Origin of the sequence: Brasilonema octagenarum UFV-OR1, assembly GCF_963888615.1 — a bacterium.
GTDB classification, from domain to species: domain Bacteria; phylum Cyanobacteriota; class Cyanobacteriia; order Cyanobacteriales; family Nostocaceae; genus Brasilonema; species Brasilonema sennae.
Genome location: NZ_CAWPKW010000325.1, coordinates 1 through 15014, shown reverse-complemented (window position 1 = coordinate 15014; position 15014 = coordinate 1). Strand labels below are relative to the sequence as shown.

General features: G+C 42.2%; 16 protein-coding genes. 13 read left to right on the top strand and 3 right to left on the bottom strand.

Annotation, left to right across the window (positions count from 1 at the left end):
• Nucleotides 1-138: 138 nt before the first annotated feature.
• Nucleotides 139-2055 (bottom strand): ArnT family glycosyltransferase, encoded by a 1917-nt coding sequence (locus tag AC5590_RS29110; protein ID WP_248277310.1) that lies wholly within the window; start codon nt 2053-2055, stop codon nt 139-141.
• A gap of 141 nt (nt 2056-2196) precedes the next feature.
• Between AC5590_RS29110 and AC5590_RS29105 the strand changes: the two genes are divergently transcribed.
• The 3 genes from AC5590_RS29105 (at nt 2197) to AC5590_RS29095 (ending at nt 4425) form a co-directional block, all read left to right on the top strand.
• Nucleotides 2197-2844 carry a class I SAM-dependent methyltransferase gene (locus AC5590_RS29105; protein ID WP_169266787.1) on the top strand — a complete coding sequence of 216 codons (648 nt, stop codon included), beginning with the start codon at nt 2197-2199 and terminating at the stop codon, nt 2842-2844.
• A gap of 100 nt (nt 2845-2944) precedes the next feature.
• Complete coding sequence (locus AC5590_RS29100; RefSeq protein WP_169266786.1) at nt 2945-3475, top strand: hypothetical protein; 531 nt, start codon at nt 2945-2947, stop codon at nt 3473-3475.
• Nucleotides 3476-3537: 62 nt separating this feature from the next.
• A complete protein-coding gene (locus tag AC5590_RS29095; RefSeq protein WP_169266785.1) occupies nt 3538-4425 on the top strand; it encodes a hypothetical protein in 888 nt (295 codons plus the stop codon).
• 205 nt (nt 4426-4630) lie between these two features.
• Here the strand turns inward: AC5590_RS29095 and AC5590_RS29090 are convergent, their stop codons facing one another.
• Nucleotides 4631-5008, bottom strand: a complete 378-nt coding sequence (locus tag AC5590_RS29090; protein WP_498824179.1) for an AMIN domain-containing protein — start codon at nt 5006-5008, stop codon at nt 4631-4633.
• Nucleotides 5009-5541: 533 nt separating this feature from the next.
• On the opposite strand from AC5590_RS29090, the gene AC5590_RS29085 reads away from it, so the two are divergent.
• The 8 genes from AC5590_RS29085 to AC5590_RS29050 all read left to right on the top strand — a co-directional run bounded on the left by AC5590_RS29085 (nt 5542) and on the right by AC5590_RS29050 (nt 12219).
• Nucleotides 5542-6180 (top strand): hypothetical protein, encoded by a 639-nt coding sequence (locus AC5590_RS29085; protein ID WP_169266784.1) that lies wholly within the window; start codon nt 5542-5544, stop codon nt 6178-6180.
• Nucleotides 6177-6329, top strand: coding sequence for a hypothetical protein (locus tag AC5590_RS29080; RefSeq protein WP_169266783.1), 153 nt, complete (start codon nt 6177-6179; stop codon nt 6327-6329). The genes AC5590_RS29085 and AC5590_RS29080 overlap by 4 nt, the downstream gene beginning before the upstream one ends.
• 155 nt (nt 6330-6484) lie before the next feature.
• The gene (locus tag AC5590_RS29075; RefSeq protein ID WP_348982730.1) at nt 6485-7735 is read left to right on the top strand and encodes an acyl-CoA dehydrogenase family protein; all 1251 of its coding nucleotides are present in this window, start codon (nt 6485-6487) and stop codon (nt 7733-7735) included.
• A gap of 223 nt (nt 7736-7958) precedes the next feature.
• Nucleotides 7959-9239: an RNA-guided endonuclease IscB gene (gene iscB / locus AC5590_RS29070; RefSeq protein WP_169266782.1), complete on the top strand. Its 1281-nt coding sequence runs from the start codon at nt 7959-7961 to the stop codon at nt 9237-9239.
• Nucleotides 9240-9329: 90 nt separating this feature from the next.
• Nucleotides 9330-10076 (top strand): PIG-L deacetylase family protein, encoded by a 747-nt coding sequence (locus AC5590_RS29065; protein WP_169266781.1) that lies wholly within the window; start codon nt 9330-9332, stop codon nt 10074-10076.
• A 5-nt stretch (nt 10077-10081) separates the two neighbouring features.
• Entirely contained in the window at nt 10082-11380 is a 1299-nt protein-coding gene (locus tag AC5590_RS29060; protein WP_169266780.1) for an SAM-dependent methyltransferase, read from the top strand.
• Between the two features lie 43 nt (nt 11381-11423).
• Nucleotides 11424-11759 (top strand): hypothetical protein, encoded by a 336-nt coding sequence (locus AC5590_RS29055; RefSeq protein WP_169266779.1) that lies wholly within the window; start codon nt 11424-11426, stop codon nt 11757-11759.
• A complete protein-coding gene (locus AC5590_RS29050) occupies nt 11752-12219 on the top strand; it encodes a type II toxin-antitoxin system YhaV family toxin (protein WP_169266778.1) in 468 nt (155 codons plus the stop codon). The genes AC5590_RS29055 and AC5590_RS29050 overlap by 8 nt, the downstream gene beginning before the upstream one ends.
• Nucleotides 12220-12289: 70 nt before the next feature.
• Here AC5590_RS29050 and AC5590_RS29045 read toward each other — a convergent pair whose 3' ends face one another.
• Nucleotides 12290-13534, bottom strand: coding sequence for a glycosyltransferase family 2 protein (locus AC5590_RS29045; RefSeq protein WP_248277306.1), 1245 nt, complete (start codon nt 13532-13534; stop codon nt 12290-12292).
• A 576-nt stretch (nt 13535-14110) separates the two neighbouring features.
• Between AC5590_RS29045 and AC5590_RS29040 the strand changes: the two genes are divergently transcribed.
• Both AC5590_RS29040 and AC5590_RS29035 read left to right on the top strand, forming a co-directional pair.
• Nucleotides 14111-14356: a hypothetical protein gene (locus AC5590_RS29040; protein WP_211178592.1), complete on the top strand. Its 246-nt coding sequence runs from the start codon at nt 14111-14113 to the stop codon at nt 14354-14356.
• Between the two features lie 15 nt (nt 14357-14371).
• Nucleotides 14372-15014 (top strand): transposase (locus AC5590_RS29035; RefSeq protein ID WP_211178591.1); only part of this gene is annotated, 643 nt, incomplete at its 3' end.

Here is a 15014-nt window from a genome sequence, read left to right as displayed (position 1 = left end):
GTTCGGCGACTTTGCCCCAAATCTCCAATGTAAGATTTTGTATTCCTGAACTAGTATGCAGCACCATATTACCCAGTACTTTATTTTTTATCTTACTTAGCTTTTACTCAATTAAAGTTTACAAAACTCAACTAAAATTCAAAATTGATTGATAACTTCTATTAAACTGACATCTTGCACAGTACCAAGAACTCGATAACGCTGAGATAAATTAGCCATTTGTTTGCTAGAAACCCAAGCATAGCTTAAGGCTGGAAGTTGCGAAACTTGCTGTACTCGCTTGCCGTGATGAGGAGTATAAAATTTGAGTAATACGTCAGATTTGCCTCGTATGTCTACAAAATTAATAACAGATGAGTGTAAAACTTGAGCGATCGCAGGCTGTTGGATCAAAGCTTTGACATCAGGATTGTAGTCGCCGATAAAGCCACTACAACTAGCAGCAGCCAAAGATATCCACATAGGAACTAACCAACTCGCTAACCAGTAACCAGAAGTCAGAAACTTTTTGCCCAATTGGTAAGGACCAATCCACACTAAAGGTAATATTAACCAACTGGCTCCTGATACCAATGCCACGATCGCGTACTTATGGACTTGTGCATCACCCTTCGGGTATGTCTTCGACACGCCAAGGGCGAACGCAGTCGCCTGCGGAGGGAAAACGCCAGGTCCTACAACGGGGCGGCACGTTATGTTCCTCCGCTTCCCCCCAAAAGCTGCCTTGGGAACCCCAACGCCAGATGCCTGCGACGGGAAACCCGTCTTCAGCACTGGCTCCGCAACGGACTGGCTCCCCTCCCGCAACGCTGTCTCACCCCAAACAAAAGCAACCATTCCCACCACTAACAGCAAAACACCGAACATACCAAAGCCATAACTCAGATTGCGAAGAAGCGAAGAGGAGGGAACTGGGGATGAGGGAGTGTTGCAGTGTGGCAGTGTGGCAGTATACGAGTGTGGGAAAATATCCTTTCCTCTGTCCCTCTCTCCTTTTCTCCCTTCCTCCCTCCTGATCCCTGCACTCAGCCAATTTAACCCTACAGCAGCAAGCAAAGCGATAAATGGATACAGCAAAAGACTGTAATGGGATAAACGGGTGGAAAAAAGACTTAGTTCAGCGAACAAAGTGAGGGGATAACCAACCAATACTAGTTGATAGCGAGGAATCGGACGACGAATGAGCAAAAATAACCCTAAAAAACTGAAAAAACCCCAAGGAAACGCTTTTATGGGTATATCCCAGAAATAAAACCCTAACCCATTGTGTATGCGTTCACTAGATCCTAATTTGAGAACAAAGTAAATTAATTGTCCTAAACTACCACTACCGTATCGCAACCAACTCAGCCATAGCCAGATAAAGGTGGGAATTAACCCTACCACAAACCCGAAATACAACATCGGGTTTGTAAGATGACGATGACGGCGATGCTCCCATATGAGATAAGGTAACAAAGCTATGATTGGGACAAAAATCATAAAACTTCTGACTAAAAAGCCCAAGCCAAAATTAAAACCAGCTAGAAAGCACCAAGTAAAGCGATATTTTGGGTGTAATTCAGCTTTTAATAAAGACCAAATCGCTAAAAGAACTAGGAAAATCACAGGCACATCTGGTGTGCCTAAACGACTGTATTGCAGCCAGAGAAATTCTACACTCAAAATTGCAGCCGCAAGCCAAGCAATTTTTTTCCCAATCAGGATTTTGCCTATTTCATACAGAAGTAGTACGCTCAGCACACCAGCAATCATACTTGGCAAGCGCACACTCGCTTCATTAATGCCAAACAATGTGTAACTACTGGCGATTAACCAATAGGGACCAGGAGTTTTATGGTGGGGAGTTGTCCAAGGATGTATCCAATCACCAGTGTCTATCATTAGGCGCGATCGCCAAGCGTAAAGCCCTTCATCATGAGCCATCAGGCTACTCTGTCCAGAACCAAACAGTAATAAGGGGAGTAACCAAATTAACAATAAAATGTGGGGAAAACCACGTAAAATACTGATGGTTATCTTGGTTGGACGAAGAAATTGCAGTTTATATAACATTGAATTGTGCGCAGCCAAATTCTTCTTTTGGGTCATGAATATTTTTGTGTCTATTTTTAGAATACGTATGGTGGTATATCAATTGTTTCCACCAAACGCAATCAAAATTGACAAAATTTTAGAGAAACTTGAAAGATATTTATGGCGCTTAAACCAGAGGAACGCACTAAGCAAGACAGTACAGACGACAAGCTATTTTATGAACATCCGCGCTTCGTCACTCATGTAGACGATGGCTTTATCCAACAGCTAACGGATTTATATCGCGAGCGCCTCAAACCCAACACTCGTATCTTGGACATGATGAGCAGTTGGGTGTCGCATCTGCCAGAAGAGATATCTTTTGCCCATGTTGAAGGACACGGACTCAACGCAGAGGAACTTGCACGAAATCCTCGGTTCAATCATTATTTTGTCCAAAATCTCAACGAAAATCCTCAACTACCTCTGGAAGACCAAAGTTTTGATGCCGTTCTTAACTGCGTTTCAGTACAGTATTTGCAATATCCAGAAGCGATCTTTTCAGAAATTCACCGCATCCTCAAACCTCGTGGTGTGGCAATTTTCAGCTTTTCCAATCGGATGTTTTTTCAAAAAGCGATTCAAGCATGGCGAGAGGGTACAGAAGCCAGTAGAGTGGAATTGGTAAAAAGCTATTTCTCTGCACTTCCAGGACTTACGCCTCCAGAAGTAATTGCTCGTCGCTCATCCCTTCCTAATTTATTACAGTGGATGGGTGTCGCAGGAGGCGATCCGTTTTATGCTGTTATTGCTTACCGTAGTTCTTAGTCATCGGTATTCGCTCAGTTAAAAAGTAAATTTTCCAGGTATTAGCCAGAACAAACGTTGATAATTTTCACACAAAGTCAAACAAAAGGAGGAGTCCAAGATGTTTTTGCCCCGTGCCCGAAGAATTTTCGCAGCTTTGTTGTTATGTTTATTACTGTTTACCACAGCCTGTGCGCCAAAGACTCCTGGACGTTTTGACCAGGCACAGCAGGAAAGCACCCGACAAAAAAGTGGCCAGGCAATTGCTAAAGATTCAACCCAAGGTAGCGAATTTAACAAATTTTTCCCAGCTGCTGGGGCTGGCTATGAGCGCGTCTACACCCAAGAGAAGAAAGGCTTTGCTGAAGCGAAGTTGAAAAGAGATGGCAAAGACTTAGCTGTACTATCGATTAATGATACACAAGGAGTTAAAGGCGCTACAAACCCAGCGGCAAAATTCGTAAATAGCCCAAAAACAATAGCCGGATATCCAGCTGTTAGTCAGGGAAGTACTGGTACTGCTGTTTTAGTAGGGAATCGCTATCAAGTGAAAGTGCAATCTCGCGATGCGTCATTTACAGAGGCTGAACGCGAAGCTTGGATACAGAAATTTAACTTAAATGGTTTGGCGCAACTTGCTAAAACTAAATAGATCATGGACTTCGACAACTGAAATCCTGAGTAAGCAGAAAATAATTAAGTAGGAGTCTATTTGTGAGTAAATCAATTTTTGAGTTGGTTGATGAATTACCAACTAACAACTTAACGATTTCGGCATTGCGATCGCTCGATTTTGTTGCTCCTGGTGAGTGGCAAAATGTAGTTGGCTTTGTCAACACGATCAAAACTGTCACTGGTGAAGACGACGAAGAGCTGATTCAACAAATAGGCGATCGAGCGGTTTATCTCTACAATGATCGCTCTCAAGGATATCAACGAGCCATGTGGCTTTATCAAACCGTTGATAGCACAGATAAAGCACTTGGTGCAGCAGCTTTAGCAAACAAAGTGGGTGAGAAAATTCCCCTTTTGGGTTTTTTAAACCGAGTCACTCCCAAAGCTGAAAAAGCACAAACCATAGACTTGTGCTTAAAATTAGTTGCTGAGTTAGTAGCCTTCTGTCAAATTAACGGTATTCCCGGAGACAGCATTGGCGATTTTGTCGGCTCTTTGGGTGAATACAGCGGTGAGTCGTTCATCCGCATGGCTGCATTAGTTTGTTTTGATGGTTTGATACCCTTAGGTCCAGACTTCATCAGTAGTGCACTATCTAGACTTAATCAGACAAGTCCTCAGGAGTTAGATCAAAACTCAACCTTTGCGAATATTAAAGACGCAATTCCAGGTAATGATTCTAGCAGCAAACTGAACTTTATCGGTCAAAGCTTCGACTCAGTCAGTGGCTGGATGAGTGGTTTAGTCTCTTCCAAGAATTTAACACCACAAAAGGTAGCTAACAACTTGCAAAATTTTGTTGACTTTGCAGATGATAAGCTAGACTACCTGGCTGCGTTCCTGGATGTATCGACGAATTACTACGAACATACAGGTACACAAACTTTAGCACGTCGATTGATTGAGCGGGCTTCAGCTGAAATTTAACTGATCAACTGACCAATAAAAAACTCACAACCCAGAACTTAGTAGCCAGTTTGGAAATTCCCGTTCACTGATCCAAGCTTTAGTTCTGGGTTTTGGGTTGGAGTTTGCTGGCATCTTTGAAAAAGTTTCATGTCACGTGTGTCCGCGTCGGATCGGAAAATTCTCGTATTGGGGACACGATATCCATCTTGCTGCCCTGTCACCACTAGTTCAATTGGTTCATCACCAGAAGATAATGGTTGAGTTGGTTATGTTTGGTTTGCTGTTGCTGTGTAGGTGATTGTGTTTGAGGTTGCTGCCCCTGTTGTGCTAAGGATGCAGTACTTGCAACAGAGAAGATAAGACCCTCATTAGGACTATCAAACAACTCGACTATTGGTGCACTCGCTTCATCTATCACACTTACCCGGATAGTCTTGGCGTCAAAGTTCGTTATGCTTATCTCAGTAATATCCGCAATTGGTTTCTCTGAACGGAATGTGAATGGCTCACCCGACGGTAAGCACAGTTGAGCATTGGGAATATCAACGATAAAGCTATTACTTTTTGAGGTAAAAACAAGCCTCAAACCTTTGCAGGGCAATTAAAGTACGCTAAATGCCCAAAAATGGCTAAAACCCAGATGTATTAACAAACCAAGCGAAACTATAGGAATCCGGTTTGATTTCTGAATTGACTCGTCGAGGTAGGGAACAGGGAACGCTTAACAGAAAGTGTACCTAGCTTCGTCAAAAATCAAAGATGAGTCCTATACAAAAATAAGTATTTAAAAATACCTTAAATAACTAAACAATGTTTCAAACAGTAAAATTTGATTCCAATATATAGCAATCCAGAATCATTTGTAAGAAAATACTGAGCCGATTAAACACGGTATCTGGGAGATACCGGGTTTGTTGATCTCACAAATCATTTAGGATTACTATATATAATTTTTTACTAATTGTTTTCTCTTCCAACGTTTCTAGTCATACTAAAAATCAAACAAAACAGATAAAATGTGTTTTCAGACTTTTTCCGGAAAGAGCATTAGGGAATTGAATTAAAGTATTAAGAACTAAAAGACGCCTGACCACTACGAAAAGGTGTCCTAATAATTACTTATAAACAAGAAAGATGAATATAATTATTCGTTTGCTTAGCGCATTCGCTGTCTCTGCGTCTGCGTTTACTACTGTTTCTTCTATGGTACTAGCAGAAGGAGTTCCCACTACTCCTCAACAGAGAACAGAGCAAAGAATTTGCTCTTTCGATCCAGTAGCGGATTTATTACCAACTCCACCAAATCAACCACCAAATCAACCAACCAATTCCCCGCTTTCCTACCTTGCGCAACAAGGTTTTATACAAAACCCAAACGGTGATTGGGTCTGTTATGTGAACGATCCCAAGAAAGAATCGCGCTCTTATACTCTCTTTAAAGTGCAACAAATTGATGGAAAAGTCGTAGCAAGTTCTTTCCTAGAAAACGGTAGTTTAATTAACGGACAAGATAACCGCAGCTTGGACTTGTTCATGATGCTGATTAAGAACCATACAAACGCAACTCTAGGTAATCGTCAAAGTATACGCAGATATCTTTCAGCCTTCATGTCTTTAGTCAAGCAGGGCAAAATTTCAGCTTCACCTCGTGGTTATCTCTTCGACAGTCCAAGCCGTGGATTTGTCTCATACTATCCCCTTAGAGGTGGACAAATCCAGGGTACGGCAATCACCATCGACATCAACATGTTACGAAAAATTACCTTGAAGTGAACATCTCTGTTGGTTGGTTTGCTGTTACAGAGGTGATTCATCCCCGCCTTAGTACTCGTCAAGCAATTGAAATCAACCTCAGGGCTGGTTTTCTCAGCCAGGAAAGTACGTATAGTAAATCAGGTGATGTGCTTGTTCTTTTTCCGTAGAAGCACGGCAATGCCGTGCTTTTCTTGCTGCGCTAAATTAATTTTCTGATATCCCTACTTCTTCTAACCAAATGTGAGGCTTAATCCCTCTCTCAACAGATACCATCCCAAGATAGAGGTATTTACCTACTAAATTTTATTATCTTCAGCAATATATCAAGAAATATTATGTAAAGGAGGCGACTATTACCGCTCAACTATCCAAGGATGTCGTCATCCAGGAATGTCACACCTCAAGCATTGCTGATGCCTTAACACATGCTGTAGAAATTGCTGATTATTGTGCAGCTAACGCGGCTGCGATTGATAACAATGGCGCTTTTCCTGAGAGCGAGTTTAAGCGAATTGCAAAAGCAGGCTTGTTGGCTGCACCTTTGCAGCGAGAGTTAGGCGGGTGGGGTGCAGGTATTGATGCCAATGTTACCTACGAATCACTAATGCTATTAAAGCAGATGGGGCGTGGGAATTTGGCGGTGGGTCGAGTTTATGAGGGGCACGTCAATGCACTGCAACTGATTCAGACTTTTGGAACTAGAGAACAAATTGCAAGTTATGCTTGTGATGCCCGCGATCGCCACAAAATTTTTGGCGTTTGGAATGCCGAAGCGTCTGATGGTGTCAAGATTATCCCTCTTGACAATGGTAAGTATCGTCTGGAAGGTTCTAAAACCTTTTGTTCGGGATCTGGCTATGTTGAGCGTCCCTTTGTGAATGGAGCGTTACCCGATGGTAGTTGGCAAATGTTCATTGTGCCAATGGATCAAGTTACCACACTCAGTGATCCTAATTGGTGGCAACCTTCTGGAATGCGAGCAACTGCTAGCTACAAAGTAAATTTTAGCGGCGTGGAGTTGGAAGAAAGTTCATTAATTGCTAAGCCAGGAGACTACTTTCGCCAGCCTTGGTTGTCTGCGGGAGTCGTTCGCTTTGCTGCAGTGCAATTGGGTGGGGCGGAAGCACTGTTTGACTTGACTCGCCAGTATCTCCAGAACATGGAATATACAAACGATCCATACCAAAAAGAACGGCTGGGCAGGATGGCGATCGCCATTGAAAGTGGTCATCTGTGGCTACGGGGTGCTGCTGATATGGTAGCAGCTTATGCACCTGTGTTTGGAGGTTATCCCAGTGTTAAGAACCCGCAAGCAGACCAACTTGTCGCCTATGCAAATATGGTGCGGACGACAATTGAACAAATTTGCATTGACACGATGCAAATTTGTGAGCGCTGTATTGGCACTCGCGGTTTACTACCACCAAATCCGATGGAACGCATCATCCGGGATTTAACTTTGTACCTACGTCAACCTGCCTTTGATGCAGCCCTTGCCAATGTTGGACAGTATGTCCTAGCTGAAACTCATCCTGCTCACTTGCTTTGGAATAGTAAGCAACCCCCAGATTGAATCTGGGGGCTTCAGCAAATGTTGAAGCCTAGCTTACCCGACTAAGTACCTTGAGTACTACGTTATTGGCAAGTCGTTAAAGAACCTACCCTGGAATGCGTAGCCAGTTCCAGGCTCTAGAAGTTGAAGGTTAAACAAGCATAAAGGTTTAAAGCTAGTGCCTTTGACATAGTACCGACCAATAACATTGTCCAGGCTAACATTACCCGAAAGGAGGGACTTCATGTCCAAAGTGTTTGTAGTTGACTTAGAAAAACGACCATTAAATCCAGTTCACCCAGCACAAGCGAGGCAATTATTGCGAAACAAAAAAGCAGCCATATTTAAACGGTTTCCTTTCACGTTGATTCTTAAAGAATCACGTCCAGACGCACCAATTCAACCACTCAGATTAAAGATTGACCCAGGTGCAAAACATACAGGAATTGCATTAGTCAACGATTCGACTGGTGAAGTTGTCTTCGCTGCTGAATTGAAGCATAGAGGTTTTGCAATTTCGTTTGCCTTAACTTCTAGAAGACAGCTTCGTAGAGGTAGAAGAAACCGACAAACGAGATATCGTAAACCACGTTTTCTAAATAGAACACGACCTGACGGATGGTTAGCACCAAGCTTACAAAGTCGTGTTGAAAATATTAAGACTTGGGTAAACAGATTACGTAAACTTACATCAATTAACGCAATTAGCCAAGAGTTAGTGCGTTTTGATATGCAATTAATGCAGAATCCAGATATCCAAGGTAAAGAGTATCAGCAAGGCACACTTGCAGGTTACGAAACACGGGAGTTTTTGTTAGAAAAGTGGAATCGACAATGTGCTTACTGTGGAGTCAAAGATGTTCCACTACAAATAGAACACATTTACCCGAGAGCAAAAGGAGGAACGAACTCAATTACAAACTTGACATTGAGTTGCGAGAAATGCAACACAAAGAAAGGGACTAAAGATATCAAGGATTTTCTCAAAAAAAACTCTGCAAGGTTAGAAAAAATCTTGAAACAAGCAAAAAGACCATTGGCTGATGCTGCAGCAGTCAATACAACTAGATTTACGTTGTTAGAAGTCTTAAAAGCAACAGGATTTCCTGTAGAAACTGGTTCAGGAGGATTAACTAAATTTAACCGTAATCAACAGAATTTAGTGAAACTACATTGGTTAGACGCTGCTTGCGTTGGAAAGTCAACACCAATTCTTAATATCAAAGGCGTTAAACCTTTGTTGATTACTGCTAATGGTCACGGTACACGCCAATCATGCCGCACTGATAAATTTGGATTTCCGAATCGTCACTGTTCCAGAACTAAATTTCACTTTGGTTTTCAGACTGGCGATATTGTTAAAGCTGTTGTCACGTCAGGTAAAAAAGTAGGCGGATACGTTGGAAGAATTGCAACTCGTGCAACAGGTAGTTTCAATATTTCAACCAAGAACGGGTTACTTCAAGGGATTAATCACAAATATTGCAAGCACATTCACAAAAAGGACGGTTACTCGTATGCCTAATTTGGAGCATTTGACGGTTGATAAATCAACCGTGTCGTGTTTCCTCCGTGGTCTTTAGGATCACGGTTTCCACACTCCCGCGAGGTCAGCATGAATAACCAGGTTACGATTGCATCACCACTCACTGATTCTAATAGTTTGCCTTGGCGTTCACTCAAGGAGATTGCTTGTGGTTCGGCGTTAGTCGTTGCCCCTCATCCCGATGATGAGACACTAGGTTGTGGTGGTGCGATCGCCTTACTACGTTCTCTCAATTTGATGGTACGTGTTTTGGTCATTAGTAACGGTACTCTTTCACACGCTAATTCCCAGAAATTTCCCGCACCTGCGCTGCAGGCATTGCGGGAAAGTGAAACACTCTCGGCGCTTTCTGTATTAGGAGTGGAAGCAAACGCTGTCACTTTTTTACGTCTGCAAGATGGATCAATTTCAGCACAGTATAAAGGTGCTGTGACGACTTGCGTTACTTATTTATCAGAAATTGCCCCGCGAATGATCTTTTTACCGTGGCGCTACGATCCTCATCCAGATCATCGAGCCACTTGGAAGTTAATTCACACCGCGCTGTCTGACTCACGTCTATCACCGCAATTAATCGAGTATCCTATTTGGGATTGGGATCCAGAGCAACGAGGAAGCTTACCAGAATCTCTTGAAGTCACAAGTTGGCGATTGGATATTAGCGGGGTAGTGGAATTGAAACAGCGAGCGATCGCCGCCTATCGCTCCCAAACCACAGATTTAATTGATGATGATCCAGAAGGCTTTCGCTTGACTCCGGAAATGCTTTTGAACTTTACCCGTTCTTGGGAAGTTTATTTAGAAGCCAAAATTTAAGAACTATGAAACTGGCAATTTTTGATATTGATGGAACGCTAACTCAAACAAATGATGTAGATAGCCAATGCTTCGTACAAGCATTTGCCAACGAATTTCAAATCAAAGAAATAAACACGAACTGGGCTACCTATGGACATACCACTGACTCTGGGATAGCTTTGCAAATTTTTCAGCACAACTGGGGACGTGTTCCCCAAACCACTGAGTTATGCCAATTGCAGCAATGCTTTGTAGAGTTATTGCATAGTCATTATATAGAAACTCCTGCATCATTTATCGAAATAGCTGGAGCTTGTGTGATGTTAAAGCACCTAGCCCAAACAAAAGATTGGGCGATCGCAATTGCTACAGGCGGATGGCGTGCTTCAGCCGAGATGAAGCTGCAAGCGGCGGGGTTAGATATAACGCAACTACCAGCAGCGTTTGCTGATGATAGCATCTCCCGAGAAGATATTGTGAAAACCGCTGTGTCGAGAGCTAAGGCGTTCTACGATCAGCCTGATTTTGAAAGAATTGTTTGCATCGGCGATGGCATTTGGGATGTTTTGACTGCTATCCAACTGCAACTACCTTTTGTTGGTGTCGCCAGCGATACACAAAAGCCGCTCTTAGAAAATGCTGGTGTTGAGTGTATTATACCAGACTTTATAGACTTTGAATCTTTTTTAAAAGCCCTGGATACTGCCAGCATCCCCAACCAGCACAAACCGTTGCAGGTACAAAACAATTCCCTGCCAGCGAGTTATTTTGAAACGCTCTATGGTACTAACCCCGACCCGTGGAAGTTTGAAACTAGCGAATACGAAAATAAAAAATATACTGCCACCATCGCAGCTTTACCCAAACAGCGCTATCATTCTGCTTTTGAAATTGGTGGATCTATTGGTGTTTTGACAGAAAAGTTAGCCCAACGTTGCGACTCGCTACTTTCTGTTGATGTATCAAGAATAGCTCAGGACAGAGCAATTCAACGCTGTCAACACTTACCGCAGGTGCGCTTTGAAATTATGTGTTTGCCACAGGAGTATCCTGAGGAAATGTTTGATTTGACTGTGGTTTCTGAAGTTGGTTACTACTGGTGCTGGGAAGATTTGAAAAAAGCTCAACAGTGCATTCTCAAACACCTTGAACCAGGAGGACATCTACTTTTAGTTCACTGGACACAATATGCTCGTGATTATCCCCTCAATGGCGATCAGGTTCACGACTCCTTTTTTGATTTAACGCCTACTCACCTGCGGCATTTAAAAGGTAAACGGGAGGCAGAGTATCGGCTTGACGTGTTTGAACGGGTGTTTTGAGCCAAAATTTCGCTATCATGTAAGTACATCAAGTACATACACAATGAGCGACTCCTACAAAATTCGTAGCACCAAAATTGGTAATAGCGCCGGATTTCGCCTACCTGCGGAATTTTACCGCGAACATCCCCAGTTTGCTAATGCTTCAGGTTGGATACAAGTATTGTCCCCCGATACTGCGATCGTCAAGATTATTCCCGAATCGGTTGATCACGAGGATGAGGAAGATTCCCTAGTGATGCGCCTGTTTCTCGATTTTGCGACGGCAGAAGCTTTGAAAAATAATAGCCTGCAACCTTACACAACTGAGATGTCCAAAGCTGCACATAAATTGATTGAGGGTGTGGAATTAGAGGACGAATCGTTGGAAGATGGCTAAGTTTGTCAGTAATGGCTGGGAGATTTATTTTCACCCACAACTCTTTGGAACTCAGTATCAAGAATTATTTGACCGTGTTTCTAATTTACGGGAAAAGTTACCAGAAAGTGAGTTTAAAACTCATCCAACAGTGAAGTTATTTGCAGCAATTACTGTTGCCATTGAAACTAAAATTCCTTGCGATCCATTTGCCAGCCATTTTGCTTTGACGGGAGCATTAAAGCGCTACGGACGGGTAAAGAAGATGGCTTTACCGCAAAGATATCGCTTGTTTTTTCGAGCATTTGATACCCCAGAATTAAAGGCAATTGTGATTTTGTGGCTAGGATTTCCCCGCAAAGAGGGAGCAAAGGATGATTGTTATCAAGTTTTTACCAAAATGGTGGCACGGGGAATATTTCCAGATAGTTTGGATGAATTAATTGCACAACCAGAAACAAACCAGGAAGAACCGGAGTAAAACATACAACATAATAGAGGCACCCCTCGAAAATAAACGAACGGAAAGCTTAGAGCAACGGTTTGGGACATCAAGATTTAAAGCGCAACAGCTTATTATCTCGACGCCAACTTTCAACACGCAAGCGTAAATCCTGAATAGCCTGTTCAATTTTCACATTTTCCCAGCGAGAAAGCCATATACCTTCGAGTAAAGAGCGTTGTTCAACTTGTTCAAACAACTGACCAAAGGTATATGGTTGTGCAAATTCTTCGACAAGCCATAGCGTCGGAACTCCCAGCGTATTTGCCAAAAGTGCTACGTGCATATAACTTGGCTTCAAGCCGTTGAGAACACACGACCACATTTTTCGTAATTGGTGACGCGCTTGGAAACGAGTTTCAATTGCAGCTGCGGATTCAACCAAAAATGATTGCTGTTGCTGTCCCATTTGTGACCACTTACTTAACTGGTTTGCCAAACCAACGTCTGTACGTCCAGTTTGTCTGGCTGAAGTCACAACCCGTACTAGCGGACTGTGACGAAAACGGGCATTCACCCGGACTAAAGCGTTATAGAATGCAACATCTTCGGGAGTACGGACGGGGGGTAAACCTCCTGCAAGTGCATACATTTGTGCCGTCACCGCAAAACTTGCCCCGTAGTGTTGGTAGTGCCGAGGAAAACTGTCATAAGGGTCGGGATCGATGTAAGATTCTAATTCTGTAATCAAGTAACGATAGCCTACCTCACGTAGATGACAGGCTCTAGCGTAGGGATCTAAGGCAGCACGATCAACTTGGTTTGTGATAATCCGTCCTCCTACTGCATCAGCACCGCAAGCAATTTCATGTAGGTTGGCTGCAATCCAAGTGGGGCTGACTTGCGAGTCCCCATCGGTTGAGGCAATGATCCCTCGTGTGCGTCCTAAACGACTCAAGCGGTGATATGCCTCATCCATCAAAATCTGACGCACTCGACCAATGTAAGCTTCTGTCGGGGGTAATGTTTTTTCAATTACGTGGAGTGCAAAAGATGGATGTTGTTGAGCGAAATTCTGGGCGATCGCCACCGAATCATCGCTACAATTATTTGCCAGCAAGATAACTTCATAGCGTTTAGAGTCTAAAAGCTGCCCTTCTAAGTCAACCTGATATGCCAAAGCAGCAAGAGTTTGTGTCAACGTCTCAGCTTCGTTGCGAACTGGAACAATCACGCAAACTTCACAATATGGTGAAGGCGGCGTTTGGACTAGAGTTTGGGAAAAGCCCCCGTGAAGTTGTGCAACTGGAAAGTCAGCAACTTGTTGGAAGCACTTACTTTCCATAGAAACCATTTTTTCGTCTCCAGGAAAACATACAGATTGTGTTCATTAAAACTGGGATTTTTTTTAATCTTTGTATTATTTTTTTAAATTTTAATCATTGAGTTTTCATCCGTCTTTAGCATGATTCGTGTTAATTTTAACTCTACCAACAGATGTAGTTAAAAACTATCGTTAATTTTCAACTCTTTCATTATCAAACTATTAGCCTTAGAGAATGTTTTCTTGTCCTGAAAGTTTTGTATATAAAATAATACATAAATCAGTCTTTTCTTCAAGAATTTCGCCAATAATAATCCTAATCAAAGATATTATTTTTTTATTAAAAAAAATAATTATTAAGTAAGCCAGCTAGCGCGATATCGAAACCGCAGTAGTTTTACAACTCATGCGGTTGAACCAGATGCTAACGGCCAAACGCTTTCTCCTCAAGAGAAATTGACAGCAGATTTGCTTTGTATTATCCACTGTTTATCGTCTCGGTTGTACGGATTACGTAAATATAAAACAAAAGTGAAGAAAATTGTTGATGGTATAGATCCGTGCAAGGAATCTGATAGACTTAGGTAAGTTTAAATAAGTTTAGCTATGTACGCGATAAAAAGAGAGCTAAAACTAAATAACAAAGAAATCTCTCAAATGCGCGGCATTGCTGGATTTAAGAGGAGAATCTACAACTTTGGCTTAGACTTGTTGGTTACTAGCTGGCAATTTCCAGAAATAAAGGCTAGCGATTCTAAGCGAATAGATGCTATCAAGAAAGTGTTCACTCAAGTTACGATGCAAAAACCTGAGAATAGTTGGATGAAAAAGTACCCATCAACTATTTATTAGTTTGCATTTATTGACTTGAAGAACGCTGTTTATCGGTGGCGAGAAGGATTAGCAGAATTCCCTCAGAAGAAGTCCAAAAAGAAAGGAGATTCTTTCACTGTTTATAAAACAGCAGGAGTGTATCCAGAAAAAGGTAAACCTCCTCTTCCTTTCACTAACCGAGTAACAATTCTTGCGGGAAAACAGATTAAGCTGCCTGGATTAAAAACATTTAGACTTAAAGAACGAATCGATTTTATTTGTAGTTTTCAAACTTTTACGGTTTCGATCTCTGCGGACAAGTGGTTCGTTTCTTTTGTTTTAGGTGCTCTCAAGATACCTCCTATTGTTCATCCTGTCCTCATAGCAGGAGTAGATTTGGGAGTAAAGTGCTTAGCGACTGTTAGTGATGGCAGTAAGTACGATATACCCGTTACCACAATGATTGCGAAAACCAAGCTCGGTAAGCTCCAGTGGCGTAATCGTAACAAAGTTTTAGGTAATAAAAAATTTCAAATTATAGCCTCTAACAAAGTTACAAAATACTACATCAGATTGTCTCGTCAACACCTGCGTATCTCTAATATTCGTCAAGATACAACGCAGAATATGACTACTGATTTGATACCAGTTCTCTGTAAACTTGCACTTAATACTTACTCTTTAATTCTTGGCGTTC

Excerpts from the sequence above, each read along its gene's own strand:
- AC5590_RS29110 (WP_248277310.1), bottom strand. The coding sequence starts at position 2,055 with ATGTTATATAAACTGCAATTTCTTCGTCCAACCAAGATAACCATCAGT.
- AC5590_RS29105 (WP_169266787.1), top strand. The coding sequence starts at position 2,197 with ATGGCGCTTAAACCAGAGGAACGCACTAAGCAAGACAGTACAGACGAC.
- AC5590_RS29100 (WP_169266786.1), top strand. The coding sequence starts at position 2,945 with ATGTTTTTGCCCCGTGCCCGAAGAATTTTCGCAGCTTTGTTGTTATGT.
- AC5590_RS29085 (WP_169266784.1), top strand. The coding sequence starts at position 5,542 with ATGAATATAATTATTCGTTTGCTTAGCGCATTCGCTGTCTCTGCGTCT.
- iscB (WP_169266782.1), top strand. The coding sequence starts at position 7,959 with ATGTCCAAAGTGTTTGTAGTTGACTTAGAAAAACGACCATTAAATCCA.
- AC5590_RS29065 (WP_169266781.1), top strand. The coding sequence starts at position 9,330 with ATGAATAACCAGGTTACGATTGCATCACCACTCACTGATTCTAATAGT.
- AC5590_RS29060 (WP_169266780.1), top strand. The coding sequence starts at position 10,082 with ATGAAACTGGCAATTTTTGATATTGATGGAACGCTAACTCAAACAAAT.
- AC5590_RS29055 (WP_169266779.1), top strand. The coding sequence starts at position 11,424 with ATGAGCGACTCCTACAAAATTCGTAGCACCAAAATTGGTAATAGCGCC.
- AC5590_RS29050 (WP_169266778.1), top strand. The coding sequence starts at position 11,752 with ATGGCTAAGTTTGTCAGTAATGGCTGGGAGATTTATTTTCACCCACAA.
- AC5590_RS29045 (WP_248277306.1), bottom strand. The coding sequence starts at position 13,534 with ATGGTTTCTATGGAAAGTAAGTGCTTCCAACAAGTTGCTGACTTTCCA.
- AC5590_RS29040 (WP_211178592.1), top strand. The coding sequence starts at position 14,111 with ATGTACGCGATAAAAAGAGAGCTAAAACTAAATAACAAAGAAATCTCT.